General features: G+C 72.3%; 19 protein-coding genes and 1 pseudogene. 4 read left to right on the top strand and 16 right to left on the bottom strand.

The window, feature by feature from the left end:
• Position 1: 1 nt before the first annotated feature.
• The 4 genes from C6Y14_RS07770 to C6Y14_RS07755 all read right to left on the bottom strand — a co-directional run bounded on the left by C6Y14_RS07770 (position 2) and on the right by C6Y14_RS07755 (position 6,351).
• Positions 2-2,044 carry an ABC transporter permease gene (locus C6Y14_RS07770; protein ID WP_107015741.1) on the bottom strand — a complete coding sequence of 681 codons (2,043 nt, stop codon included), beginning with the start codon at positions 2,042-2,044 and terminating at the stop codon, positions 2-4.
• Positions 2,044-3,231, bottom strand: a complete 1,188-nt coding sequence (locus C6Y14_RS07765) for a quaternary amine ABC transporter ATP-binding protein (protein WP_107015740.1) — start codon at positions 3,229-3,231, stop codon at positions 2,044-2,046. The genes C6Y14_RS07770 and C6Y14_RS07765 overlap by 1 nt, the downstream gene beginning before the upstream one ends.
• Positions 3,231-4,778 carry a GMC family oxidoreductase gene (locus C6Y14_RS07760; protein WP_107015739.1) on the bottom strand — a complete coding sequence of 516 codons (1,548 nt, stop codon included), beginning with the start codon at positions 4,776-4,778 and terminating at the stop codon, positions 3,231-3,233. The genes C6Y14_RS07765 and C6Y14_RS07760 overlap by 1 nt, the downstream gene beginning before the upstream one ends.
• Before the next feature lie 61 nt (positions 4,779-4,839).
• Positions 4,840-6,351, bottom strand: coding sequence for an aldehyde dehydrogenase family protein (locus C6Y14_RS07755; protein ID WP_107015738.1), 1,512 nt, complete (start codon positions 6,349-6,351; stop codon positions 4,840-4,842).
• A 248-nt stretch (positions 6,352-6,599) separates the two neighbouring features.
• On the opposite strand from C6Y14_RS07755, the gene C6Y14_RS07750 reads away from it, so the two are divergent.
• On the top strand, positions 6,600-7,478 hold the full coding sequence (locus C6Y14_RS07750; RefSeq protein ID WP_225890949.1) for a GNAT family N-acetyltransferase: 879 nt from the start codon (positions 6,600-6,602) through the stop codon (positions 7,476-7,478).
• 60 nt (positions 7,479-7,538) lie between these two features.
• Here C6Y14_RS07750 and C6Y14_RS07745 read toward each other — a convergent pair whose 3' ends face one another.
• From C6Y14_RS07745 to C6Y14_RS07725, 4 genes are all read right to left on the bottom strand, one after another.
• Positions 7,539-8,528: a malate dehydrogenase gene (locus C6Y14_RS07745; protein WP_107015736.1), complete on the bottom strand. Its 990-nt coding sequence runs from the start codon at positions 8,526-8,528 to the stop codon at positions 7,539-7,541.
• A gap of 626 nt (positions 8,529-9,154) precedes the next feature.
• A complete protein-coding gene (locus C6Y14_RS07740; RefSeq protein ID WP_107015735.1) occupies positions 9,155-10,438 on the bottom strand; it encodes a helix-turn-helix domain-containing protein in 1,284 nt (427 codons plus the stop codon).
• A gap of 710 nt (positions 10,439-11,148) precedes the next feature.
• Positions 11,149-11,640, bottom strand: a complete 492-nt coding sequence (locus C6Y14_RS07735; protein ID WP_199854662.1) for a DUF3017 domain-containing protein — start codon at positions 11,638-11,640, stop codon at positions 11,149-11,151.
• 442 nt (positions 11,641-12,082) lie between these two features.
• Complete coding sequence (locus tag C6Y14_RS07725; protein ID WP_107015734.1) at positions 12,083-12,937, bottom strand: bifunctional methylenetetrahydrofolate dehydrogenase/methenyltetrahydrofolate cyclohydrolase; 855 nt, start codon at positions 12,935-12,937, stop codon at positions 12,083-12,085.
• 297 nt (positions 12,938-13,234) lie between these two features.
• Between C6Y14_RS07725 and C6Y14_RS07720 the strand changes: the two genes are divergently transcribed.
• Positions 13,235-13,891 carry a hypothetical protein gene (locus tag C6Y14_RS07720; protein WP_107015733.1) on the top strand — a complete coding sequence of 219 codons (657 nt, stop codon included), beginning with the start codon at positions 13,235-13,237 and terminating at the stop codon, positions 13,889-13,891.
• 156 nt (positions 13,892-14,047) lie between these two features.
• Here C6Y14_RS07720 and purH read toward each other — a convergent pair whose 3' ends face one another.
• Positions 14,048-15,655, bottom strand: coding sequence for a bifunctional phosphoribosylaminoimidazolecarboxamide formyltransferase/IMP cyclohydrolase (gene purH, locus C6Y14_RS07715; protein ID WP_107015732.1), 1,608 nt, complete (start codon positions 15,653-15,655; stop codon positions 14,048-14,050).
• A complete protein-coding gene (purN, locus tag C6Y14_RS07710; RefSeq protein ID WP_107015731.1) occupies positions 15,652-16,281 on the bottom strand; it encodes a phosphoribosylglycinamide formyltransferase in 630 nt (209 codons plus the stop codon). Before purN ends, purH begins: the two co-directional genes overlap by 4 nt.
• A 353-nt stretch (positions 16,282-16,634) precedes the next feature.
• Here purN and C6Y14_RS07705 point away from each other — a divergent pair, with 353 nt between their 5' ends.
• Positions 16,635-17,429, top strand: a complete 795-nt coding sequence (locus C6Y14_RS07705; RefSeq protein WP_107015730.1) for a hypothetical protein — start codon at positions 16,635-16,637, stop codon at positions 17,427-17,429.
• 985 nt (positions 17,430-18,414) lie between these two features.
• Here the strand turns inward: C6Y14_RS07705 and C6Y14_RS46015 are convergent.
• Positions 18,415-19,899, bottom strand: a pseudogene (locus C6Y14_RS46015) (cell division protein PerM); the annotation flags it as partial.
• A gap of 97 nt (positions 19,900-19,996) precedes the next feature.
• Here C6Y14_RS46015 and C6Y14_RS07695 point away from each other — a divergent pair.
• The gene (locus tag C6Y14_RS07695; RefSeq protein WP_225890948.1) at positions 19,997-20,881 is read left to right on the top strand and encodes a SigE family RNA polymerase sigma factor; all 885 of its coding nucleotides are present in this window, start codon (positions 19,997-19,999) and stop codon (positions 20,879-20,881) included.
• An 88-nt stretch (positions 20,882-20,969) separates the two neighbouring features.
• Here C6Y14_RS07695 and sucD read toward each other — a convergent pair whose 3' ends face one another.
• The 5 genes from sucD to C6Y14_RS07665 all read right to left on the bottom strand — a co-directional run bounded on the left by sucD (position 20,970) and on the right by C6Y14_RS07665 (position 26,829).
• Positions 20,970-21,854 carry a succinate--CoA ligase subunit alpha gene (sucD, locus tag C6Y14_RS07690; protein WP_107015729.1) on the bottom strand — a complete coding sequence of 295 codons (885 nt, stop codon included), beginning with the start codon at positions 21,852-21,854 and terminating at the stop codon, positions 20,970-20,972.
• Positions 21,855-21,875: 21 nt separating this feature from the next.
• Positions 21,876-23,054, bottom strand: coding sequence for an ADP-forming succinate--CoA ligase subunit beta (gene sucC / locus C6Y14_RS07685; protein ID WP_107015728.1), 1,179 nt, complete (start codon positions 23,052-23,054; stop codon positions 21,876-21,878).
• Between the two features lie 291 nt (positions 23,055-23,345).
• A complete protein-coding gene (locus C6Y14_RS07680; protein WP_107015727.1) occupies positions 23,346-23,876 on the bottom strand; it encodes a hypothetical protein in 531 nt (176 codons plus the stop codon).
• Positions 23,877-24,235: 359 nt separating this feature from the next.
• The gene (locus C6Y14_RS43980) at positions 24,236-25,153 is read right to left on the bottom strand and encodes a hypothetical protein (RefSeq protein ID WP_159074190.1); all 918 of its coding nucleotides are present in this window, start codon (positions 25,151-25,153) and stop codon (positions 24,236-24,238) included.
• Between the two features lie 362 nt (positions 25,154-25,515).
• Positions 25,516-26,829: a VWA domain-containing protein gene (locus tag C6Y14_RS07665; RefSeq protein ID WP_225890947.1), complete on the bottom strand. Its 1,314-nt coding sequence runs from the start codon at positions 26,827-26,829 to the stop codon at positions 25,516-25,518.
• Positions 26,830-26,843: the final 14 nt, after the last annotated feature.

Below are 26,843 nucleotides of genomic sequence, written 5' to 3'. Positions count from 1 at the left end.
CTCAGGCTCCCTTCCTCGTACGGCCCCGCGTCGGTTGGGTGACCCGGTCGAGCATGAGGCCGAGGCAGACGATCGCCGCGCCGGCCACCAGACCTGTGGCGAGGTCCCCCTGGGCGAGCCCGAACACGACGTCGTAACCGAGCGCGCCACCGCCTACCAGGCCGCCGATGATGACGACGGCGAGGACGAGGACGACGCCCTGGTTCACGGCGAGCAGCAGGGCGGGGCGGGCCAGTGGCAGCTGCACCTGGCGCAGTTGCTGCCAGCCGGTCGCGCCCATGGAGCGTGCGGACTCCATGGCCGCCGGGTCCACGTTGCGCAGGCCCTGCGTGGTGATGCGGACGACGGCGGGCAGCGCGTAGACGACCGCGGCGGCGACCGCGGGGGCCCGGCCGACGCCGAAGAGCGCCACGACGGGTATGAGGTAGACGAACTGCGGCATCGTCTGGAAGACGTCCAGGACGGGCCGCAGGAGGCGTTCGCAGCGCTCGCTCCGGGCCGCCGCGACAGCGGTGCCGAAGCCGAGGACCAGTGTGACCGCGACCGCGGCGAGGACCTGCGAGAGCGTGTCGAGGGACGGCTGCCACACGCCGAGCACCCCGATCGCGGCCATCGCGAGGACGGCGGTCAGGGCGGTGCGCCAGGTGCCGATCGGCCAGGCGAGCGCGGCGACGGTCAGCAGGACCGCCCACCAGGGCAGCCACTGCAGTCCGTCGCGCACCGGGTTCAGGACGCCGGTGGTGAAGTGGGCCGCCCAGTCGGCGGTGCCGCCCACGTAGGGGACACCGGAGTAGAGGTGGTCGGTCATCCAGTCGACGGCGCGGTTCACCGGCTCGGCGATGGTCACGATCCAGGTCTCGGGCCAGTCGAGCCGGCCGGCCAGGCGCCCGGCGACCGCGACGGCCAGAGCGGCGACGGCGGCCAGGACCCAGCCGGGCCGACCGGCCCAGCTGTGCCAACCGGCCCGGTCGGCCCGACCGGCCCAGCCTGTCCGGCGGGAGCCCGCCCCTTCCGGCTTCTCCCCTGCCGGAGCCGCCGATCCCGCTGATCCCGCCGCCCCCGTCACCCGGTCCAGGACGACCGCGAGCAGGACGATCGGGATGCCCGCGGCGAGTGCGGCGCCCACGTCGACCGAGGCCAGCGCCTGGTAGACGCGGTCGCCGAGGCCGCCCGCGCCGATGACGGACGCGATGACGGCCATCGACAGGGCCATCATGATGGTCTGGTTGAGGCCGAGCAGGAGTTCCTTGCGGGCGAGCGGCAGCCGGGCCGTGAACAGCCGCTGCCGTGCGGTGGTGCCCAGGGACTCGACGGCCTCCATCACCCCGGCGTCCGCGCCGCGCAGCCCGAGCGCGGTGAGGCGGGCCATGGGCGGGGCCGCGTACACGACGGTGGCGAGGACCGCGGCCGGGACGCCGATGCCGAAGACGAGCACGACCGGCAGGAGGTACGCGAAGGCCGGGAGCACCTGCATGGTGTCGAGGACGGGCCGCAGTGCGCGGTACGTACGGTCGGAGAGTCCGGCGGCGAGGCCCAGCAGCGCACCCAGGGCGACGGACGCGAGGACCGCGACCACCATGAGCGCGAGGGTCTGCATGGTGGGCACCCACATACCGAGCAGCCCGCAGGTGAGAACCGCCGCTGCCGTGCCGAGCGCGAGCCGCACCCCGGCGACCCGCCAGGCGACCAGTGCCGCCGCGGCCGTGACGCCCGCCCAGCCCGCGGCGAGCAGGACGAGGTAGACGGCGCGCACGGCGAGGACGACCGCGTTCGAGACGTGCCCGAAGAAGTAGAGGAACAGCGGGTGGCTGTCGCGGTTGTCGATGATCCAGGTGCTGGCGCTGCCGAGGGGCTCGGTGAGGTCGACGGTCAGGGCGCCCGGCCAACTTCCGCTCGCCCAGCGGGAGTCGGCCAGCGGAACGAGGACGGCCGCGGCTACGGCGAGCAGGACTAGCTTGCCGACGGCCGGGCGCCGGAGAAAGCCGAGGAAGCCGGGCAAGCCCGGCAGGGCCGTACGGGGAGCGGACGCGGTGCCAGTGGCCATCAGGCCACCCCTTCGCGAGCCGACCCGACCGGGCCCGTTGCCCCGGCGGACCCGGCTGACCCGGCGGACCGGGTGGACCGGGTGGCCGTACCCGCCGTACCCGCCGTTCCCGCCGTTCCCGCCACCACCTCCAGCAGCGCGTCCGAGTCCACGACTCCGAGGCAGCGTCCCTGGTCCACCACGCGGGCGGTCTGCCCCGAGCGGGCGACCGCCTCGATGGCCTGCGAGATTGTGGCCTCCGGCGACAGCGCCGGACCCTCGCCCGCCTCCTCCGCCGACGCGGCCCGCATCGCTCCGCGGACCGTCATGACCTGCTCGCGCGGCACGTCCCGGACGAACTCCCGTACATAGTCGTCGGCCGGTGAGCCCACGATCTCCTCGGGCGTGCCCAGCTGGACGATGCGTCCGTCGCGCATGAGGGCGATCCGGTCGCCCAGGCGCAGCGCCTCGTTCAGGTCGTGCGTGATGAACACCATCGTGCGGCCCTCCTCCCCGTGCAACCGGATCACCTCCTCCTGCATGTCTCGTCGAATCATCGGATCGAGAGCACTGAACGGTTCATCGAAGAGCAGAACTTCTGGATCGACCGCCAGCGCCCGCGCGAGTCCCACGCGCTGCTGCTGGCCGCCGGAGAGCTGACCGGGCCGGCGCTGCTCCATGCCTTCGAGGCCGACCTTCGCGACGACCTCCTGCGCCTTCGCCCGCCGCTCGCGCTTCGGCACGCCCTGCACCTCAAGCCCGTACGCCACGTTGTCGAGCACGGAACGGTGCGGGAGCAGGCCGAAGTGCTGGAAGACCATCGCGGCCCGGTGGCGGCGCAGTTCGCGCAGCCGCGCCCTGTCCATCGCGCGCACGTCCTCGCCGTCGATGGCGATCGTGCCGGCGGTCGGCTCGATGAGCCGGGTCAGACAGCGCACGAGGGTGGACTTGCCCGAGCCGGACAGGCCCATGACGACGAAGACCTCGCCCTTGCGCACGTCGAAGCTCACGTCCCGGACGGCGGCCGTACAGCCGGTACGGGACCGGAGTTCGGCGGCGGAGAGGGCGGCGAGTTCGGGGTCGGCGGGGACCCGGTCGGCCTTGGGGCCGAAGACCTTCCACAGGCCGTCGACGGAGAAGACGGGTTCGGTGTTCTCCGCGCCCGTGCTCTCGGCGGCGGCCTCCTGAACGGAGATCGTCGTACTCATCACGCACCGCCTCCCAGCAGGTCCACGCACTTCTCGCCGACCATGAGGACCCCGATCATCGGGTTCACGGCGGGCATGGTCGGAAAGACGGACGCGTCGGCGATCCTGATGCCGTCGAGGCCGCGGATCCGCAACTCGGGGTCCACGACGGCGAGCCGGTCGTCGACCGCGCCCATCCGGCAGGTGCCCGCCGGGTGGTACACGGTGTGGGCGACCTTGCGCGCGTACTCGCCCAGTTCCTCGTCGCCGGTGACGTCGGGCCCGGGGCACACCTCGCGCGTGAGCCAGTGCGCGAGCGGCTCGGTCTTCGCGATCTCGCGGGCGATCCGGATGCCGTCGACGAGGGTGCGGCCGTCGTAGTCGTCCTCGTCCGTGAAATAGCGGAAGTCGAGGGCGGGCTTCTCGGCCGGATCGGCGCTGGTCAGATAGAGCCGGCCGCGGCTGCGCGGCTTGGGGATGTTCGGGGTCATCGAGACGCCGTGCTCGGGGCGTTCGTAGCCGAGGCGCTCCGGATTGTCCGTGAACGGGATCTGGTAGAAGTGGAACATCAGGTCGGGGCCCGCCCGTTCGGGGTCCCGCCGTACGAACAGACCCGCGTCGGAGTCCATCGCGGAGTTCTCGGGGATCGGCCCGTCCGTCTCCCAGACGATGACCGACTCGGGGTGGTCGAGCAGGTTCTCGCCGACCCCTGGCAGGTCGTGGGCGACGGGTATGCCGAGCCGCTCCAGGTCCTCGCGCGGTCCGACACCGGAGTGCAGCAGCAGCCGGGGCGAGTCGACGGCGCCGGCGCACAGCAGGACCTCGCGGCGGGCCCGTACGAGGAGTTCACCGCCGTCCTTCGTCGTCACATGGACCCCGCGGGCCCGGGTGCCGTCCAGCTCCAGTTTGTTCGCCCAGGTCTCCAGGTACAGGTGGAGGTTGGGCCGCTCGTCCATGACGGGGTGCAGATAGGCGACGGACGCGCTGGAGCGCTTGTTGGTCTCCGGGTGGTACGCCAGGTCGAAGAAGCCGACGCCGTCCGTGAACGGCTTCTTGTTGAAGCCCTCCACGCGCGGCACGCCGAGCGTCGACTGCGCCGCGTCCACGAAGTCGCGGGCGATGGCGTTCCGGTCCTTCTCGTCGACCGGGACGATGTTGTTGCGCAGGCGCGGGAAGTACGCCTCCATGGGGACCGAACCCCAGCCCTCGGCGCCCGCCGCCTCCCACTCGTCCCAGTCGGACGGCAGCGGCTTGAACGCGATGAGGGTGTTGTGCGAGGAGCAGCCGCCGAGGACCCGGGCGCGGCTGTGCCGGATGTGCGAGTTGCCGCGCGGCTGCTCGGTCGTCGGGTAGTCGTAGTCCAGCTCCCCGCCCAGCAGGCCCATCCAGCGGCGCAGGGTCAGGACGTCGTCCCGGTCCACGTCACTGGGGCCGCCCTCGATGACGGCGACGGTGACCTCGGGGTTCTCGGTGAGCCGGGAGGCGATGACGGACCCCGCGGTGCCGCCGCCGATGACGACGTAGTCGTACGTGTGGTCGTACGTGTGCTCGTGCTTGTTTTCGGGCATGGCGATGCGCTCCAACGTGCCTTGTGCGGTGTGGGAGTTGACGGTGACGGGGTGCCGGGCGTCAGCCCGCGAACCAGCGGACCGGCTTCGGCGCGAGGTTCTGGTAGACGTGCTTCGTCTCGCGGTACTCGGCGAGACCCGCCGGGCCCAGCTCGCGGCCGACGCCGCTCTTGCCGAAGCCGCCCCACTCCGCCTGCGGAAGGTAGGGGTGGAAGTCGTTGATCCAGACGGTGCCGTGCCGCAGCCGTCCCGCCACGCGCCGGGCGCGCCCCGCGTCGGCGGTCCAGACGCCTCCCGCGAGTCCGTACTCCGTGTCGTTGGCGAGCGCCACGGCCTCGTCCTCCGTACGGAAGGTCTCGACCGTCAGGACGGGCCCGAAGACCTCTTCCCGTACGACGCGCATCTCGCGGTGGCACTGGTCGAGGACGGTCGGCTCGTAGAAGTAGCCGGTCGCGGGGAGCCGGTCGGACGGGTCGGGGCGGGCGCCGCCGGTCCGCAGCACCGCGCCCTCCGCCAGGGCGGCGGCCACGTACCCCTCGGTCTTCTCGCGCTGTTCGGCGGAGACCAGCGGGCCGCACTCGACGCCCTCCTCGGTGCCGCGGCCGAGCCGGATGAGTTCGGCGCGCCGGACCAGTTCGGCGACGAAGCGGTCGCGGACCGACTCCTCGATGATCAGCCGGGAGCCCGCCGAGCAGACCTGGCCGCTGTGGATGAACGCGGCGTTCAGGGCCTGGTCGACGGCGGTGTCGAAGCCCTCCTCGGTGGCGCAGGAGTCGGCGAAGACGACGTTGGGGTTCTTGCCGCCCAGTTCGAGGGCGACCTTCTTCACCGTGAGGGCGGCGGCCTGCGCGACCTTCGTACCGCTGGCGAGCCCGCCGGTGAAGGAGACGAGGTCGACGCCGGGGTGCTCGGCGAGGCGGGCGCCGACGCTGTGCCCGGGGCCGGTGACGAGGTTGGCCACTCCGGCGGGGAGCCCGGCCTCGACCAGCAGCTCGATCAGGGCGACGGTGGTCAGCGGGGTGATCTCGCTGGGCTTGAGGACGAAGGTGTTCCCCGCGGCGAGGGCGGGAGCCACCTTCCAGCTGGCCTGCAGCAGCGGGTAGTTCCAGGGCGTGATCATCGCGCAGACGCCGACGGGCTCGTGCACGACGACGCTGTGGATGTCGTCCGAGCCGGCGTCGACGACCCGGCCGCCGCCCTCGCCGACGACGAGATCGGCGAAGTACCGGAAGGCGTCGGCGACGCAGTCGATGTCGACCCGCCCCTCCTCCAGGGTCTTGCCCGCGTCCCGGCTCTCCAGGAGCCCGAGCGTCTCGCGGTCGCGGACCAGGAGATCGGCGACGCGGCGCAGGAGGGCGGCCCGCTCGGTGACGGGTGTGCGGGGCCACTCCCCGTGGTCGAAGGCGCGCCGGGCGGCCTCGACGGCGGCGTCCGTGTCGGACACCCCGCCCTCGGCAACCTGGGCGAACGGCTTCGCGTCCGCCGGGTCGAGGATGTCCCGTACGGCTCCCGAGGCGGCGGCACGCCACTCGCCGTCCACATGAATCGTCTGCTGCGCCTGGTGTCCCGACATGATCCGGTGCTGCCTTCCGTTCCTGTTCCGTGCCCGTCACTCTCGGGGCCGGGAGCACCTGCCCCTCGGCCCGGATGTCATGCACACCCCGCCGCCGAAGTGCGCGGCGTCACTGACAAGCCGCCCGAAACATGGACACCCCGGCGAATCCTTGACTAAAGTCAAAGATTATGGAGCCGGTATCAGCGCCAGTCCCAGAGCCAGGGGTGTCAGGGGCGTCTGGGGTCTCGGGTGTCTCTGGGGTGCACGTGACGACCCTGCGTAGGTTCAACCGCTACTTCACGCGCCGGATCGGTGTGCTCGACGACCACTACCTCGGGCAGGACCGGCCCCTCGGCGAGGCCCGGCTGCTGTACGAGATCGGAACCGGCGCGTCCCTGCGAGAGCTGCGGACCCGGCTCGGTCTCGACGCCGGATACCTGAGCCGGATGGTGCGCGCGCTAGAGAAACAGGGGCTCGTACGGGTCACCGTGCACCCCGCGGACAGCAGACTGCGCCTCGCCGAACCGACCCCGGCCGGGCGGGCCGAACTGGCGGAACAGAACCGCCGCGCCGACGACCTCGCCGAGGGACTGCTGCGCGGACTGACCGAGACCCAGCGGGGGCAGCTGACCGAGGCGGTCGCGGTCACCGAGCGGCTGCTGCGACTGGCCGCGATCACGGTACGGCCCGTCGGAGCGGCCTCGCCCGACGCACGCGCCTGCCTCGCCGGTTACGCCGCCGAACTCGACGAACGCTTCCCCGAGGGGTACGCCGCCACCGACCTCGTACCCCCTGAGCGGATCGCCGCGCTCCTCGTCGCGTACGAGGAGGAGCGTGCCGTCGGCTGCGGGGCGCTGTGCGCGCCCGACGCGGAGACGGCCGAGATCCGGCATCTGTGGGTGCACCGGGACGCGCGCGGGCTGGGCCTGGGACGGCGGCTGCTGACCGGGCTGGAGCGGGTGGCGGCCGAGCGCGGCCATCGCGTCGTACGCCTGGACACGCACAAGGTCCTCAAGGAGGCGGCGGCGATGTACCGGAGCGGCGGGTACACCGAGATCCCGGCGTACGACGACAATCCGCACGCCGGGTACTGGTTCGAGAAGCCGCTCACGCCCGCGGGGACGGGGCCGCCCGGAACGCACTGATCCCCGGGCGGGCACCCGGGGATCAGTGACAGGACAAGCAGTGCTTGGAAGAGCCAGTGCCTAGATGAGGCCGAGGGCGCGGACCGCCTCGCGCTCCTCCGCGAGCTCCTGCACCGACGCGTCGATGCGGGCGCGGGAGAACTCGTTGATGTCGAGGCCCTGGACGATCTCGTACGAGCCGTCCTTCGTGGTGACGGGGAAGGAGGAGATGAGGCCCTCCGCGACACCGTACGAACCGTCGGACGGGATGCCCATCGAGGTCCAGTCGCCGTCCGCCGTGCCGTTGACCCAGGTGTACACGTGGTCGATGGCGGCGTTCGCGGCCGAGGCGGCGGAGGAGGCGCCACGGGCCTCGATGATGGCCGCGCCACGCTTGGCGACGGTCGGGATGAACTCGTCGGCCAGCCACTTCTCGTCGTTCACGGTCTCGGCGGCGTTCTTGCCGGCGATCGTGGCGTGGAAGATGTCGGGGTACTGGGTGGCGGAGTGGTTGCCCCAGATGGTCAGGCGCTGGATGTCCGCGACCGTGGAGCCGGTCTTCTTCGCGAGCTGCGTGAGCGCGCGGTTGTGGTCCAGGCGGGTCATCGCGGTGAAGCGCTCCGCCGGTACGTCCGGGGCGGCGGCCTGGGCGATGAGGGCGTTGGTGTTGGCCGGGTTGCCGACGACGAGGATCTTGACGTCGTCCGCGGCGTTGTCGTTGATGGCCTTGCCCTGGGGCTTGAAGATGCCGCCGTTGGCCTCCAGGAGGTCACCGCGCTCCATGCCCTTGGTGCGGGGGCGGGCGCCGACGAGCAGACCGACGTTCGTGCCGTCGAAGGCGACGTTCGGGTCGTCGGTGATGTCGATGCCCTGAAGGAGCGGGAAGGCGCAGTCGTCGAGCTCCATGGCGGTGCCCTCGGCGGCCTTCAGCGCCGGCGTGATCTCCAGCAGACGCAGCTTGACCGGCACGTCCGCGCCGAGCAGCTGGCCGGAGGCGATGCGGAAGAGCAGGGCGTAACCGATCTGGCCGGCCGCGCCGGTGACGGTGACGTTCACGGGAGTGCGGGTCATGGCGTTCTCCGTATGGCAGCTGACGGTGGGGCGTCCCTGCCCCGGGGTGCGGGATCCCGGCCCTGGCGGCGCGATGATCGATCACCGGTGCCGATGATCGATCTCTCGGCGTCAAGAGAGATCCAGCGGTCAGGCTATCGCGCATCCGGGATCCCGGACGGCCGGGGCCCTGTGGGGCGCCCCACAGGGCCGTGCCCGGCGGTTGGCTTGGCCGTTCGGGGTGCGTTGTGGGATGGGTGCGTTTTCGGGTGCGGGGCGGTGGGGGCTGGTCGCGCAGTTCCCCGCGCCCCTGAGGGGCGAAAAGATTGCGCCGTTCCCCGCGCCCCTGAAAAGCGGCAAGACTGCGCCGTTCCCCGCGCCCCCAAGAGTTGAAAGACCGCGCCGTTCCCCGTGCCCCTGACCGGTGGGGGTGGCGGCCGTTGAGCCGGGAGAGTGGGTCAACGGCCGCCAGGTGGGGGTGCCGGTTCGCAGCGCTGGGCTGCCATCCTGCCGAAAGAGCGCCGGACTCCCGTGGGGGTACCGTCCGCCTTCCCCGAAGGGCGTCGGCCATTCCTCCCCCACGGCAACGGGCGCCCGGCTCAAGGGAGTCGGGCGCCCGTCGGGGTCGCAGGCGGTGACGCGAGCGCCTACTTCGTGCAGCCCTCCACGCCCGACGCGAGCGTCGCGCAGGCCTTCGCCCCGGTGGCGCTCTTCACCGCGACCATCGGGGTGTACGCGTCGGTGTCCGTCTCGACCTCGGCGGTCTGCGCGGCAGCCGAACCGGCCGATATCCGGACCGTGTCCCCCGCTCCGGCCGCGGTGATACGGGCCCACGCGGCGCCGCACGTCTCGCTGTACCGGACCTCGACCTGGGCGGTGCCGACAACGGCCTTCTCCACGGTCTGCGCCAGCGTCCCGCCGCAGCCCATGTTCTCCGGGTCCTTGCCCGCGCAGTCCGTGCCGCTGCACTCGACACCGGCCGGCAGTTCCTTGCTCACCGTCGGACTCGGGCTCGGCTTGGCCTCGTTCTTGTCCCCGTCACCGCCGGAGCTCGTGACGTACACGGCCGCGGCCACCAGCACGAGCGCGCCCGCGACTCCGGCGAGGAACATGGTGAGCCGCCGCTTGCGCCGCTGCCCGTCGGGCGAACCCCCGGTTCTCGGCCGCGCGTCCTGCGGCGTACCCCCGCCCGGACCGCCGGGTCCAGCGGGACCGGCCGAACCGGACGGCCCGTACGCTCCCAGCGGACCGAAGCCGGAGGCACCGGACGCGCCGATACCACCGGGCCCACCGGCACCCCTCGGTCCGGAGACTCCGGACGATCCCGGGGGCGAGGCGACGACTCCCCAACCGCCACCTCGCGCCTCCGCACCGGTCCTCGCGCCGGCACCCTCGCCGCCGCTGCCGGCACCTGCGCCGGCCCCGTACGCAGGCCTGCGCTCGTCCCCCTGCGACGGGTTCTGCGCAGGGCTCTGCGGGGGCACGGTGGGTGACACCCCGGCCGGGCCCGCGATACCCGGCTTGGGCGCGGTCGCGCTTCCCCCCGCGCGCGCCTGCTTCCCGCTCTTTCCCCCCTTGGCCGGAGTCGGCCCGAACTCCCCCAGCGCGGCGCGCGCCTGGGAGATCCGGATCGCCTCCATCGTCATGTCGTGGCGCATCTCCGAACGGCTCCAGGCACGCTCGGCGAGCTCCCACATCGTCGTCAGGTGGACGGGATTGGTCCCGGTCACCTCGGCCAACGCCACGATCGCGCCCTTGGGCGCGAGCAGGCGGCCGTTCAGATACCGCTCCCAGGACGTCTTGCTGTATCCCGTGCGGTCGGCCACGGCGGCGATACTCAGCCCACCGCGGTCGACCAGTCGGCGCAACTGGCTGGCGAACTCCCTTACCTGCGGATCGAGTTCATCCGGCAAGGGCCTCCAACGAGGCATTGGTACCCCCCTCTTCCCCCCGTACGTGCTGGTCTTTTCCCGCATGTGAAGCCCTTGCCGAGTCCCCGTTCCGGCTACTCACAGGGATGCGTTCGGTCAGGATCTCAGTTCCCGGGATGGGGGCGCACGGGAGCATTCGGGCCTGTGGGCATGCACCGTCGCATGCCCCCTGGTCTGCGGTCCAGTGTCCCACCGACTTGCCCCCCGGCCGACGAGTCGGCCGGGCCGACGGGGCCCATCCCCGAACTTGTCAACATATCGACATGCAGGGAACACATGCACGACCTCGTGCGTCACTCGCGGCTTCAGGGGGATCACACGCACACCAGGGGCAGATCGGATCGTCGACCGCTCGCCGCCGTCACGATGAGGCGACGGCCGCGGTCGGTCCGCCAGGCTATCGACGGAAGCGGTGGCGCGTACGGCGTCCGGGGCGACCGGTACCGGCGGGGACACGTTTTGCGCGCCCCGCGCGCGGGAGGTGCCGGAACCGTCACCGCCCTGCCACAGGCGACTGACAGCTATTGAACGGCCATTGGCACGTCCATGACCCTTGTTCCAGGCGGCGCCCCTCCGCGCTTCGGGGGAGCGGACGGGCGCCGCCGCTTCAAACGCCCCGAAGGGGCGCGGGGAACTGCGCGGCCAGCCACGACGGACCGACAGATCCCCACGACGCTCAACCCCGACGGCACCAGGCGGAGCGCACCCGATTACGTCCTGATCGTGAAGTGCAACGTATCGTCCAGGAACGGAAGCTCCAGCCAGGGATTCGGCTGCGCCATCATCGCGAGCAGGGCGATGGTCGCCCCCAGGACGCCGTACGTGACGAGGTCCGTGAACCGGGAGCGGACGGCGAGCATGCCCACGTCGGGCAGCACCCAGCGCATGGCGGCGCCCGCGAGCAGCGCGATGCCGATCAGCAGGGTTCCCGCCTTGAACGCGTCGAGCGCGGTGAGCAGGAGTCCGAGTCCGACCAGGCCGGTGACCGCGAGGATCGGCCACTGCCGTGCGGGCGCGGGTGCGTCGCGGGGGGCCGCCCTGCCGCCGCCCTCGGGCCGCGCGGTGTCCCGGGTGAACAACGGGAACCGCCGCGTGACACGCCGGGGCTCGCCGTCGGGTCCGGGCGCGCTGACGGCATCACGAACGGTCAGCTCGTCGTCGTGATCGGCAACTGCCCCCACGTCCGATACGGGTTCCGACACCGCAGTCGCCCCCGAGACCGATCCCGCAGCCGTGACCGATCCCGCAGCCGTGACTGAGTCCGCATCCGGACCGGCGGCCGGGACGGTGACTGAGCCCGGGTCCGGATCCGAATCCGGGCCGGACGCCGGCCCCGGGGCCGGACCGGAGGCCGTCTGAACGGCACCCTGCCGAGCCGGACCTCCGTCCTCGGCCGGACCCGGGGCCGCGGCCGAAGCCGGACCGGCACCCGAAGCCGACTTCTCGGCCGGGGCCGCGGTCGACGTCTCGGCCGAATCCGCAGCCGGGGCCGGCGTCTCGGCCGAATCCGGGGCCCCAGCCGGAGCCGGGGCCGGGGCCGAATCCGGGGCCGGCGTGGTCGCCGAGGCCGGGGCGTCGCCCGTCCGCCGCGCCCCGTCGTGCGTCGAGGTCACCGCGTCCTCCGTCGGGATCGCCCGCTCGCGGTCAGCCGGCACTGCGTTCCGCCGCCTCGACCACGTTGACGAGGAGCTGGGCGCGGGTCATCGGGCCCACGCCGCCCGGGTTCGGCGAGATCCACGCGGCGACCTCGGCCACCCCGGGGTGCACGTCGCCGACGATCTTGCCCTCGGCGTTGCGGGAGACGCCGACGTCGAGGACGGCCGCCCCCGGCTTCACGTCCTCGGGGCGGATCAGGTGCGCGGACCCCGCCGCGGCCACGATGATGTCGGCCTGGCGCAGATGCGCGGCCAGATCACGCGTACCGGTGTGGCACTGCGTGACCGTCGCGTTCTCCGAGCGCCGCGTGAGCAGCAGCGGCATCGACCGGCCGATGGTCACACCGCGGCCGACGACCACGACCTCGGCGCCCTTGATCTCCACTCCGTACTGCCGGAGCAGGGTCAGGACGCCGTTCGGGGTGCAGGGCAGTGGGGCCGGCTCGTTCAGGACGAGGCGGCCGAGGTTCATCGGATGGAGCCCGTCCGCGTCCTTGTCCGGGTCCATCAGTTCGAGGATGCGGTTCTCGTCGATGCCCTTGGGAAGCGGCAGCTGGACGATGTACCCGGTGCAGGCCGGGTCCTCGTTGAGCTCGCGGACGACCGCCTCGATCTCCTCCTGCGTGGCGGTCGCGGGCAGTTCACGCTGGATGGAGGCAATACCGACCTGCGCGCAGTCGCGGTGCTTGCCCGCGACGTACTTCTGGCTGCCGGGGTCCTCACCGACCAGGACGGTCCCGAGTCCGGGCGTGATGCCCCTCTCCTTCAGGGCCGCCACGCGGACGGTCAGATCGGACTTGATCGCGGCTGCGGTGGCCTTGCCATCGAGAATCTGGGCGGTCATGTGCCCATCCTCGCGGATGACCGGGCCCCGGTTCCAATCCGGCCCCCCGCCCACGGCCCCCGGCCTCCTCCGAAGCCCCGCCCCACCCCTCACCTGTCCCGCTTCGCCCCATGATCGACGAGGTTGCACTTGCACAACGCAGCCGGTATCCGGCTGGACAAATAAGTGACGCGTTAAGGACGATGAACGACACAGTGCCGCGGACAGTACCGGGGGGACGAACCGCATCTGTAGAACTTTCCTCCGAAATGTGCCGCGTCGTCCCCGCACTTGACGCAACGACGGAGGAAAGACGCCATGAGTTTCGGCGATCCGAACAACCCCTACGGCCCGCCTCCCCAGGGCCAGCAGCCCGGATATCCGCCGCAGCAGCCGCAGGGCCAGCCCGGTTATCCGCCCCAGCCTCCCCAGGGCCAGCCCGGTTACGGCTACCCGCAGGGCGCCCCGCCCCAGCAGCCCGGTTACGGCTACGGCTACCCGCAGCAGCCGGCGTATCCCGGTTACCCGGGCGGGAACCACATACCGATGGAGATGCCGGGTCTGATGAAGACCGCGCGCGTCCTGCTGTTCATCCTGGCGGGCCTGCAGATCCTGTTCGGGATCATCGCCGGCATAGCCGTCGGCGCCGCGCAGGACGCGTCGAACGGCTTCGGCAGCGGTGACGACACCGACACCCTCGCGGGCCTCGGTTTCGTGTTCGCGGCGCTCCTGGTCGGCGTCGGCGCCCTGTCGATCTTCCTGGGAGTGAAGTTCAAGAACGGCGGCACGGGCATCCGCGTCACGACGATCGTGTACGCGTCGCTGATGATCCTCGGCGGTCTCAGCAACACCGTGCAGGGCGGCGGCGGTTCCGTCACCTTCGGCGGGATCATCTCCCTCGCCATCGCCGGCATCATCCTCGCCTCGATGGTGAACGGCGCCGCCTCCGCCTGGTTCAAGCGCCCGCGCTACTGACCTGGAGAAACGGTTCATCCGCGCCGTACACGCGCCGTTCACACGCCAAGGGCCGTGCTCCGCCTCACGAGGAGGGGAGCACGGCCCTGGCGCGTACCGGGCGATCACCGAGCGGAGCACCGACGACCGCCGGACAGGCCCTGATGCCCTGATGCCCTAGTGGAAGAAGTGGCGCGTCCCCGTGAAGTACATGGTGACGCCGGCCTTCTTGGCCGCCTCGACGACCAGTTCGTCACGGACCGAACCGCCGGGCTGGACCACTGCCTTGACGCCGGCCGCGGTCAGGATCTCCAGGCCGTCGGGGAACGGGAAGAAGGCGTCCGAGGCCGCGAAGGAGCCACGGGCCCGCTCGGCGCCCGCACGCTCGACCGCGAGCTTCGCGGAGTCGACACGGTTGACCTGGCCCATGCCGACGCCGACGGAGGCGCCGTCCTTGGCGAGCAGGATCGCGTTGGACTTCACGGCCCGGCAGGCGCGCCAGGCGAAGGCCAGCTCGTCCAGCTCACCCTGGGAGAGGGCGTCGCCGGTCGCCAGGGTCCAGGAGGACGGGTCGTCGCCGTCGGCCTGGAGGCGGTCGGTGACCTGCAGGAGCCGGCCGCCGTCGATCTGCTTGACCTCGACCTGCGCGGACGGACCCTGGTGGGCGCGCAGTACGCGGATGTTCTTCTTCTTGGCGAGGGCCTCCAGCGCGCCGTCCTCGTACTCGGGCGCGACGATGACCTCGGTGAAGATCTCCGCGACCTGCTCCGCCATCTCCTTGGAGACCGGGCGGTTGACGGCGATGACGCCACCGAACGCGGAGAGCGGGTCGCAGGCGTGCGCCTTGCGGTGCGCCTCGGCGACGTTCGCGCCGATCGCGATGCCGCACGGGTTGGCGTGCTTGATGATCGCGACGCACGGGTCGTCGTGGTCGTACGCGGCACGGCGCGCGGCGTCCGTGTCCGTGTAGTTGTTGAAGGACATCTCCTTGCCGTGCAGCTGCTCGGCGTCGGCCAGACCGCCCGTCCCGTCGACGTACAGCGCGGCGCCCTGGTGCGGGTTCTCCCCGTAGCGCAGGGTGTTGCGCTTCTCGAAGGTCGAGCCGACGAACTCGGGGAAGCCCGAGTCGTCGGCCGGCGCGTACTCGCTCGCGAACCAGGAGGCGACGGTGACGTCGTACGCGGCGGTGTGCTGGAAGGCCTCGGCGGCGAGCCGCTTGCGGGCGTGCAGGTCGAAGCCGCCGTCGCGGACCGCGGCCAGCACGTCGGCGTACCGCTCGGGGCTGGTGACCACGGAGACGGACGGGTGGTTCTTGGCGGCGGCGCGGACCATCGAGGGGCCGCCGATGTCGATCTGCTCGACGCACTCGTCGGGGGTGGCGCCCGAGGCGACGGTCTCCCGGAACGGGTAGAGGTTCACGACGACCAGCTGGAACGGCTCGACGCCCAGTTCGCCGAGCTGCTCCCGGTGGGACTCAAGGCGCAGGTCGGCGAGGATGCCCGCGTGCACGCGCGGGTGCAGCGTCTTGACCCGGCCGTCCAGACACTCGGGGAAGCCCGTGAGCTCCTCGACCTTGGTGACGGGCACCCCGGCGGCGGCGATCCTCGCGGCGGTGGAGCCGGTCGAGACCAGCTCCACGCCTGCCGCGTGCAGGCCGCGGGCGAGCTCTTCGAGTCCGGTCTTGTCGTAGACGCTGACGAGCGCGCGCCGGATGACCCGCTTGCTGCTCTCGGCCGTGTCTGTGCTGCCGGCGCTGCCTGCGCTGCCTGTGCTCTCGGCGGTCACTGGATAACTACCTTTCGTCCCTCGATGCGATAGCCGTTGCGGGCGAGCCGCCCCACGACATCGACGAGCAGCCTTCGCTCGACTTCCTTGATGCGCTCATGGAGAGCGGATCCGTCGTCCTCGTAGTCCTCGTTCCGGACCTCGACCACGCCCTGGGCGATGATCGGGCCGGTGTCGACGCCGTCGTCGACGAAGTGGACGGTGCACCCGGTGACCTTCGCGCCGTAGGCGAGCGCGTCACGGACGCCGTGCGCCCCCGGGAAGCTGGGCAGCAGGGCGGGGTGGGTGTTCACGCACCGGCCGCCGAAGCGGGCCAGGAACTCCTTGCCCACGATCTTCATGAACCCGGCCGAGACGACGAGATCCGGCGCGTACGCGGCGGTGGCCCCGGCCAGTGCCGCGTCCCACTCCTCACGGGTCCCGTAGTCCTTCACCCGGTGGACGAAGGTCGGCAGCCCGGCACGCTCGGCGCGGTCGAGCCCCGCGATGTTCTCGCGGTCCGCGCCGACCGCGACGATCTCGGCTCCGTAGCCGGCCGCTCCCTGTGCCGCGATCGCGTCGAGGAGGGCCTGCAGATTCGTACCTGATCCGGAGACCAGCACGACGAGGCGCTTGGCCTTGGCCACGGCGGGGCCCTTTCTCGGGGAGTGCCTTTGTATGGTCGTACGAATGCTTCGCGCCCCCGGATACGGGGAAGCCTACGAAGCGGCCGACCGGCAGCAACGATACCGGCACACCGGGCGGCCCCCACGGGACGGGGGCGTGGCCGGAAGGTAGCGTCTGGGGAGGAACCACCCCGGGAAGACGGTCCGCGCAGGGGAACGCCTTGTGCGCACGGGACGTTGACCGGGGACAGGTACAGGCACGAATGTCCGGGAAGTGAGCCCCGGAGGCGTGGCCGGCCCTGTGGACAGCTGCCCGCCGGTCACCGGCGCCGATCACCACCGCCCGACACCACCAAGGGGAAGACGCACACCTGATGCCGGACCGAAGTCTCCGACGCCCTCCGCTCCTGCTGCGCGAGCGGCACTCCTCTCCCACTCCGCCGCGGGAGAGCGACGACGTGCCCGAGAGCGGGCAGGGCTCCGGCGCGCCGGGGAACCCCTCGGACGACAACCCCTTCGCCCCGCCGCCGGAGGGCACCCCCGACCGGCCGTGGCAGCCGCGGCGGCCCGTGGGCGGCCAGGGTCAGGACGGCAGGGGCGGCCAGGACGACGGCAGCTCCCCTTGGGGCAGCCAGTGGAGCGACCGGCAGCCGGGGCGCGCGCAGGGCGGCCGGTTCGGTGACAGGCCGGGCTCCGGCAACTCGGGCGGCCCCGGCGGCGGCCAGGGCGGTCCGGAGGGCTCCGGCGGGCCGGGCGCGGGGATGCGCTGGGACCCGACCGACCCCGCGCAGCGGCGTGCGCGGTACGCGCTGCTGTCGGGCATGTGGGCGTTCTTCTTCGCCCTTTTCAGCTGGCCTTACGTGGCGTTGCTGCTCGGCGCGCTGGCCCTCTACTGGTCGATCAGCGCCCTGCGCGCCAAGCCGCGCCCGGCGGACCCGGACACCCCGGCGCCGTCCGGCCGGGACTCGAAGCCGCAGAAAACCGCGGCGATCAGCGGTCTCGTCACGGCGTCCCTGGCGCTCGCCATGGTCGCGGCGACGTTCACGGCCCAGCTCGTGTACCGCGACTACTACACGTGTGTGAACGACTCCCTCACCAACACGGCGAAGAAGTCCTGCGACACGCTGCTGCCGGACGAGCTGCAGAGGTTCCTGGGCGCCCGCGACTGACCCGGGACCGGGGTCAGCCGGCCGCCGGCCGGGCGCCGGTCGGGCGTCAGTCCGGGGGGTCGACCCGGTCGACGGGGGTGGACGCCTGCTTCAGCGCCGCCCAGCGGGCCTCGCGCGAGACGTCGTCGTGCCAGTCGTCGTGCCAGAGGGAACCGTAGGAGTCGGAGGCCGGCAGGAAGTCGTACGGCTCGAAGTCGGGATCGGGGACCGCACGGCTGCCGGTGGCTGTACGGGGGTCCTTCTCCGCCCGCCCCCCGGGCCGGCGGAACCGCGAGAACCAACGGCTCCGCGAGGGCGGCTCCGCTTCGGCGGAACGCGAAGCTCCGGGCTGCGCCCCGCTCACCGGAGCAACCGCCCCGGGAGGCACGCCCAGCGGCGACGCCAGGCCGGAAGACCCGTTCCCCGGAACCGGCGTGCTGGGAAACTCGCTCACCGGAGCTGTCGGACCGGGAGAAGCCTTGGCCGGGGACACCGGGCTCGACGCCCCCTTCACCCGATCCGCGGGGCTCGAAGCACCGTTCACCGGAGCAACCCGGCCCGAAGACGCGTCCAGCGGCGACGCCGGGCCGGAAGACCCGCTCACCGGAACCGGCGTGCCGGGAAACTCGCTCACCGGAACCGGCGTGCCGGGAAACTCGCTCACCGGAGTCGGCGGGCCGGGAGGCCCCTCGACCGGAGACGCCTGACTCCGAGCGCCCTCCACCCGAGCCGCCGGGCTCGAAGCCCCGCTCACCGGAGTCGCCGGGCTCGGAGACCCGCCCATCTGAGGTGTCGGAGGTGTCGGAGCTGTCGGGGGTGTCGGAGCTGTCGGAGGCTCGTGGACCAGGAACTCGTAGATCGAGTGCTCCCCGGTCGCCCGCTCCGCGGTGGGCTGTCCCTGGGGCGCCTGTCCGGCGGCGGACGGTTCGGGGTCCCGTGTGCGCCGAGCCCACAGGCCCCGTACACCGGAGCCCCGTACCCCCCAGCCACGTAGCCGGAAAGCCCCTGCTCGGCGCGGCCGGGACCGGAGGCCGTCCGAGTCCGTGGCGCGGGCCCGAGGGGGCCGGGGTGCGCGCAGGCGCCAGAGGCGCAGGGTCAGGCCCGTCGGCAGGCCCACCGTCGCGATCCAGAGCGCGGCGGCCGGACCCGTCTGCCACCAGACGGGGCCGAAGTCGGCGAGCGCGGCCACCCCGAGGGGCCCGCCCGCCAGGGCCGCGAGGACCGCGAGCGCCAGGCCGCACAGGGCCGCCGCGAGCGCCAGGGCCCCGGCGGTACGTCCGGCCGACCACGCCGCCGCGCGCCGGGCGGCCACCGAGGCCGCGTCCTCTCCCCCGCCCGTACGGGTGCGCCCCGGCACCCCCGCCCGCACCGTGAACCACGCCACCACCGCACCGGCCACCAGGGGCACGGCCGCCGCGGCCCAGTTCGGCGCCGTTCCCGGACCGGCGTCCGGAAGGGCCGCCAGCAGGGGGAAGGGGGGCAGCCGCGAGCCGGGGTCCGACAACAACGGCCCCGCCGTATGCCCGGCCCCGAGCGCGAAACCGGGACCGAGCGCGTACGCGGCCCCCCACACCGCCGCGTTCGGGATGAGTGCGAGCGCCAGCAGCAGCACCGCGAACCGGCCCGACCAGCTGTCCGTGAGCTGCAGGAACGACAGCCGCGCCGGGCCTCCGTGCCACACGAGCGAGACCCCGACCAGGACGGCCCCGCCGCCCACGAGCGCCGCGGCCCCGGCGGCGGCGGCGCGAGCGGCGGCCAGGAGCCGCGCCCGGGCGTCCGAGGACATGACGGATCCGAGTTGAAGGGTGTCGAGAGCCTGGCGCAGCGCCCGTGGCAGCGGCCCGGGCAGCCGCCCGTACGCCGTCCGGACGCCGGCTCCCGCCGCCGTCGCCACGAGCAGCGGCGGCACCACGACGACGGACGCCCACGACGGGCTCGGTTCACCGCCCGAGGCGTACACCGCGGCGGCGGCGCCGACCGTCAGGTAGCCCAAGACGGTTCCGGCCCACGCCGTGCGAACGGCGGGCGACCGCGCCCCGGACCCGTCGCCGTCACTGTCGCCGTCGCCGTCGGCCGGTTTGCCGTCCGCCGCGTCGCGCGCCGCGCGGTGCAGCAGCCACACCGGCAGGGCGACGAGGAGCAACGGCGTCACACCAATGGGCGCGGGTACGCCGGACAACGTGTCCGTGCGGACGAGTTCGGCGCCGTGCGCCAGCAGCCACAGCGCGGCGGCGACATGCAGGGCCCCGTCGGGACCGCTGTCCGGGTAGGGCGAACTGATCCACAGGACCGTCACGAGGACGGCGAGCGCCGCCAGCCCGAGGCCCGCCGCGAGCGCGCCGCCGGCCAGGCCCGCGGCCAGTCCGGGCGACCGTTCCCGCAGCCGGGCGAGCGGCGGCGGCAACGACGGGCTGCGGTCCGGGTTGCGGTCCGAGTTGCGATCAGGGCTTCGATCGGAACTGCGATCGGTCATCTGGGTCACACCCGCCATGCTCCCAACGACACGCGCTTTCCCGTCGTAACAGGCGAACCTCGGATGTGTCGCTCAATATACGTTTTATGTACTTTTACGTACGAAAGGGTGCCCGGTGACGCGGACCGCTGCCCCTGCCGACGCCAACGCCGGTGCCGAGGCCGAGGCGGCGGCCGATACCGAAGCCGGTACCGACGACGCCCTGACGCCCGCTCAGGCCTTCGACGCCCTCTACGCGTACGCCGCCCCGGCCCTCGTACGGCAGGCGTATCTGCTCACCGGGCGGCGGGAGCTGGCGCGGGAGTCCGTGGAGCGGGCCTTCCAGCTGGCGTGGCAGCGCTGGCCCGAGGTGGCCGTCGACCGGGATCCGGCGGGCTGGGTGCGGGCGGCGGCGTACGAGTACGCGATGTCCCCCTGGCATCGGCTGCGGCTGCGCCACCGGGCCCCGGAGCCGCCGCCGGCCGCCCTGGACGACCGCCGGCTGTTGTCGACGCTGCTGAACCTGCCGCCCGTGTACCGGCGGACCCTGCTCCTCCACGACGGTGTCGGGATCGGGCTGGCGGAGACCGCGGCCGAGACGGAGGCGAGCACTCCGGCGGCGGCGAACCGGCTGATGTACGCGCGCGCGGCCGTCGCCCGGCGCCTGCCCGACCTGGCGGAGAAGGAGGAGCTGCGGCGGCGGCTCACGGAGCTGGGCGGCACGGAACGGCTGCGGACCGCCCCGAAACCCGTCGTCGTGCGCTCGGGCAGCGAGCGCCGGGCCCGCCGCTGGACCCGCGCGGCCATCGCCTTCACGGTCCTGATCATCGGCTCCACCGCGTTCACGCTGCACACGGCTCCCGATCATTACGAGGCTCCGCAGGCCCCGGCCACGAAGGTGCCCGGAGTTCCGCCGCGTTCCGGCCCCGCCCCGCTGACGGTCCAGGACCTGGAGCTGCGCGCCAAACTGCGCGGCATGTTCGGTGAGGGCCCGGAGAGGCTGCTGCCGCAGCTCCGCTGAGCGCCGGGCCCCGGCGACGCGGACGGGCCCGCACCCCCTGCTGAGGGTGCGGGCCCGTCGGCGTACCGGAAAACGGTGAACCGGCTGGTCAGCCGGCGAGGATGGCGCGGGCCAGCTTCGCCGTCTCGGTCGGCGTCTTGCCGACCTTGACGCCGGCGGCCTCAAGGGCCTCCTTCTTGGCGGCGGCCGTACCGGAGGAGCCGGAGACGATGGCGCCGGCGTGGCCCATGGTCTTGCCCTCGGGCGCGGTGAAGCCCGCGACGTAGCCGACGACCGGCTTCGTCACGTTCTTCGCGATGTAGTCCGCCGCACGCTCCTCGGCGTCGCCGCCGATCTCACCGATCATGACGATCAGGTCGGTGTCGGGGTCGGCCTCGAACGCGGCGAGCGCGTCGATGTGCGTCGTACCGATGACCGGGTCGCCACCGATGCCGACGGCCGACGAGAAGCCGATGTCGCGCAGCTCGTACATCATCTGGTACGTCAGCGTGCCGGACTTCGAGACCAGGCCGATACGGCCCGGCTTCGTGATGTCGCCCGGGATGATGCCGGCGTTGGACTGGCCCGGGGTGATGAGACCGGGGCAGTTCGGGCCGATGATGCGGGTCTTGTTGCCCTTCGACTTCGCGTACGCCCAGAAGGCGGCGGAGTCGTGGACGGCGATGCCCTCGGTGATGACGACCGCGAGGGGGATCTCGGCGTCGATGGCCTCGACGACGGCTGCCTTGGAGAAGGCCGGCGGCACGAAGAGGACGGACACGTTGGCGCCCGTCTTCTCGATGGCCTCGGCGACCGTGCCGAAGACGGGGATGTCGGTGCCGTCGAAGTCGACCGACGTGCCGGCCTTGCGCGGGTTCACGCCGCCGACGATGTTCGTGCCGTCAGCGAGCATGAGCTTGGTGTGCTTCATGCCCGTGGCGCCGGTCATGCCCTGGACGATGACCTTGCTGTCCTTGTTGAGGAAGATAGCCATGGCTGTTCTGTCCCTCGTCCCTTACTTCGCGGCCGCGAGCTCGGCGGCCTTGTCGGCCGCGCCGTCCATGGTGTCCACGCGCTGCACCAGCGGGTGGTTGGCGTCGGAGAGGATCTTGCGACCCAGCTCGGCGTTGTTGCCGTCGAGACGCACGACCAGCGGCTTGCTGACCTCTTCGCCCTTGTCGGCGAGCAGCTGCAGCGCCTGGACGATGCCGTTGGCGACCTCGTCACAGGCGGTGATGCCACCGAAGACGTTGACGAACACGGACTTGACGTCCGGGTCGCCGAGGATGATCTCCAGGCCGTTCGCCATGACCGCGGCGGAGGCGCCACCGCCGATGTCGAGGAAGTTGGCCGGCTTCACGCCGCCGTGGTTCTCACCGGCGTACGCGACGACGTCGAGGGTGCTCATGACGAGACCCGCGCCGTTGCCGATGATGCCGACCTCGCCGTCGAGCTTGACGTAGTTGAGGTTCTTCGCCTTGGCGGCGGCCTCCAGCGGGTTGGCCGACTCCTTGTCCTCAAGAGCGGCGTGGTCCGCCTGGCGGAACTCGGCGTTCTCGTCCAGGGAGACCTTCCCGTCCAGCGCCAGCACGGCGCCGGAGGCGACCTTGGCGAGGGGGTTGACCTCCAGGAGGAGCGCGTCCTCCTTGACGAAGGTCTCCCACAGGGTCACGAGGATCTCGGCGACCTGCTCGGCCACCTCGGCCGGGAACTTCGCCAGGGCCACGATCTCGCGGGCCTTCTCGATCGAAACGCCCTCGACGGCGTCGACCGGGACCTTCGCGAGGGCCTCGGGGGTCTTCTCCGCGACCTCCTCGATGTCCATGCCGCCCTGTACGGACGCCATGGCGAGGAAGGTGCGGTTCGTGCGGTCGAGGAGGTACGAGACGTAGTACTCCTCAAGAATTTCCGGGGCCGTCTCGGCGATCATCACCTTGTGGACCGTGTGGCCCTTGATGTCCATGCCGAGAATGTCCGTCGCGCGAGCGACGGCCTCGTCCGGGGTGGCGGCCAGCTTCACGCCGCCGGCCTTGCCGCGGCCACCGACCTTGACCTGCGCCTTGACGACGGACTTGCCGCCAAGTCGCTCGGTCGCCGCGCGCGCCCCTTCAGGCGTGTCGATGACTTCACCGGCCAGCACCGGTACACCGTGCTTGGCGAAGAGGTCCCTCGCCTGGTACTCGAACAGGTCCACGCGCGTCCGTCCCTATCAGGTAATTCGCGGTTCGTTGTCTGCGTGGGCGTGCCGCGAGGGCAACGTGACTGCGCGGTCACAAGGAGGGCGTGAGCACGGTGGCCGGCACGCGGCATGTCCGCCTCGCAGGTTATCCCCGCCGGTGGTGGGGTCGTAAATCGCAGATCACACCTGGGCGGTGATTACGGTCACAGATTGCCAGAGTGAAGGGCCTCACCAGGCTGGGGTTTACCTGGTGAGGCCCCGTGAACAGCCCCTGATTGTGGCTTCAGGGGCGTGGGCCGGCGGTCCTCACCCCAATGAGGACCGCCGGCCCGGACCGCGGGGTCGTGCCCGGCCGGACCGAACGGATTTCGGCCGTACGGGCCTGCGCCCCGCGGAGTCGGAGGTGGTTCCGGGTTCTTCCGGAGGGGTGCCGTACGGCCGGCCGCCGGGCTCGGCCGTACGACGGGGGTGGTCAGACGCCGTACGCGGAACCGCGCCGCGCACGGGCGGCAGGTAGCTCGGCGTGACGGACTCGGCCATGCCCTGGACGCCGCCGGCCGCGTTCGCGGCCAGGGGGACGGCGGCGGATCCGACGGTTCCGGCCAGGTCGCCCACGAGGGGAGCGGCCTGTCCGGCCGTCCCGGTCCCCACCGGGGCCACCTCACCGGCCACGCCGTACGCGAACGGCCGAATGTCGCCCGTCACGCCGTAGGCGAGTGTCGTGGCGCTGTCGCCGACACCGTCCACGACCGGCTGGACGTACCGGACGACCGAGTCCGGCACCGGGCGCACCGCGCCGCCGACGCGGCCGACACCGCCGGCGAACGGGGGTCGCACCTGACCCGCCACACGCCGGAGACGTCGGCGGCTACGACGCGGGAACGGCGGATGTTCTTGTGCATGCGTACGTCAGATCCTTCTCATACTCATACCGAGGGTTGGTTCGGGGTGACTGCGGGACGTCAGCGCGAGGTCTGCGTGGGGTGTGCGCGAGGTCCGTGTGAGGTCCGCGTCGTCCGCGTCACGTTCCGGGGGGGGGAGGAGGGGCCGGATCCCGGAAGGGTCGCCGCCGCGCCGGTGGGGGAGAGTCGGTGAGGGGGAGTCGGTGGAGGGGTCGAGCACCGACATCCACGCCCGGGACGGGCGCGCTCTCCGGGCAGGCGGACAGACCTGTTCGGCGGAGGGAGGGTCCGGCTCTAGCCGGGGAACGCCGGAGTGTCCCGGTGCCGGTCCCGGGGCCCGGCCGCGGTGACGTCCGCGGCGGCGCCGGGCACCAGCGTCAAGCGGGCCCTCTCGTTGAACGTGACGGCCTGCGCGTCACCGTGCCGCGGCGACCCGTTGTCGACCGCGGAATGACGCGCCAACGCACCCGCGGGGTCACCGTCGGGTATCCGGTGCACGGGCGCCTGCACGACACCCGTCACCGGGGTGTACCGGGCGCCGTCGGCATGCCCCTGATGCCGCAGGTCTTCATCGGCCGCCGCGAGGCCACCGGCGAACCGCGGTCCGTACACCGCCGTGCCGCTCTCGTCACCCTCGTCGCTCGGCTGCTTCCCTGCTGGCTGCTGCTGGTCCGAAACCGCCCCGGCGGGCTGCTGCGGCTCCGCCGCCGAACCGGCCGGGAGGGTCTGGCCGGGAAGCGCAGGCAAAGGCAACGGCAACGGCAGCACCGGCGACTCCGGCAGCTCCGGCAGCTCCGGCAGCTCCGGCAGCTCCGGCAGCTCGTGAACACCGGGCAGCGTGGGGAGTTGCGGCACCGGCGGCCACCACTGCGATGGATCCGGCTGCTCGACGACTCCCTCGCCCAGCCCGTCGGTTATCCCGCCGACCATTCCGTCGGCGATCTGATCCACCAGATCACCGACGGGCCGTACGACACCGTGGACTTCGTCGGTCACGGACCGTGAGTGCGATTGCGCGTGCGAGTCCGGCGACTGCTTGCCGGGCCGCTCAAGAGGCGCACCCGCCGTCAAACGCTCGGCGGGAACCGTCACCGAACGGACCAGCCCCGCAGGCTCCTTGGCCGGCACGACACCGTCCGCCGCGTAGGCCCGCTCCCCGCAGAGGAAACCCAGCGCGAACAACCCGCCCACCAACAGGACCACTTGCAGCACACGCCGCCCCACCGCTCCGCGCGTCACACGCAGAGCGGTACCGGGCAGTACGGCTGACAGGACCAAGGCGGGCACAGCCTCCCGTGCGGAGGTACAGGACGGAGCGGGGGTACGGGGCGGAGCGGGGGGTACGGGGCGGTGCGGGGGCGCAGGGTGCGCCGGCGTCATGAAGTGCGGCGGGGCGGGGCGCGGCCGCGAGGCTGCACGCCCCCGAAGCCCGCCGATCCTCGCACGGGACTCCCGAGGTAGCGCAAGCCCCCTGTTACCGATGGATACTCATGTCCGTTTTTTCCCTCGTTCCCCTCCCCCGCCCGCTCTTCCGTCCTTGCTTCTGCCTGCCGCTCCTGTCGTCCCTGCCGCTCCTACCGCGCCGGACTGTCGGTGTCCGGTATCGGCAGCGGGCGCTTCTCGATCGCCGCCGCCATCACTTCCGGAAAGAGGTCGGGCGTACAGGCGAACGCCGGTGCGCCCAGCCCCGCCAACGCCGCCGCGTGTTCACGGTCGTACGCCGGGGCCCCCTCGTCGGACAGCGCCAGCAACGTCACGAACTGCACCCCGGACGCCTTCATCGCGGCGACCCGCTTCAGCATCTCGTTCCGGATGCCGCCTTCGTAGAGGTCACTGATGAGCACGACCACGGTCTCGGCGGGACGCGTGATCTGCGACTGGCAGTACGCGAGGGCCCTGTTGATGTCCGTGCCGCCGCCGAGCTGCGTGCCGAAGAGGACGTCGACCGGGTCGTCGAGCTGGTCGGTGAGGTCGACGACCGCCGTGTCGAAGACGACGAGCCGGGTGTCGATGGACCGCATCGAGGCGAGGACCGCGCCGAACACCGACGCGTACACGACCGACGCCGCCATCGAGCCCGACTGGTCGATGCAGAGGACGACCTCCTTCTTCACCGACTGCGAGGCACGTCCGTAGCCGATGAGCCGCTCGGGCACGATCGTGCGGTACTCGGGCAGATAGTGCTTGAGGTTGGCCGCGATGGTGCGGTTCCAGTCGATGTCCTGATGGCGCGGCCTGCTGATCCGCGCACTGCGGTCGAGGGCCCCCGTGAGCGTCGCCCGGGTGCGGGTCGCAAGCCGCTTCTCCAGGTCCTCGACCACCTTGCGCACGACCGCCCGTGCCGTTTCCTTGGTCGTCTCGGGCATCGCCTTGTTCAGCGACAGCAGGGTGCCGACCAGGTGGACGTCGGCTTCCACGGCCTCCAGCATCTCCGGCTCCAGGAGCAGGGTCGACAGACCGAGGCGGTCGATGGCGTCCCGCTGCATGACCTGGACGACGGAGGACGGGAAGTACGTCCGGATGTCGCCCAGCCACCGGGCGACGGCCGGCGCGGACGCCCCGAGCCCCGCCGAACGCTCCTGCCCCGCCCGCGCCCTGCCGCCCTTCCCGTTCCCGTACAGCGCGCCGAGTGCCCCGTCCATCGCGGCGTCCTGCCCGGTGAGCGCGCAGCCCGTACCGTCCGCGTCGTCCCCGCCCAGCACGAGCCGCCAGCGCCGGAGCCGCTCGTCGGCGGCGCCCGCCTGATCGCTCGCCCCGGCGCGGTCGGTCGATCCGGTCCGGCCGGTCACCCCGGTCCGGCTGGTCACCCCGGTCCGGTCGGTCACCCCGGTCCGGTCAGCCTGGTCTGCCGTTCCCGCGTTCACCGTTCCCGCGTTCACTGCTCCCATGCTCACTGCTCCCG

Source organism: Streptomyces dioscori, assembly GCF_003024195.1.
Classification (GTDB): Bacteria; Actinomycetota; Actinomycetes; order Streptomycetales; family Streptomycetaceae; genus Streptomyces; species Streptomyces dioscori.
The sequence above is the reverse complement of the archived record's forward strand: the minus strand, read 5'-3'. Positions and strand labels throughout refer to the sequence as shown.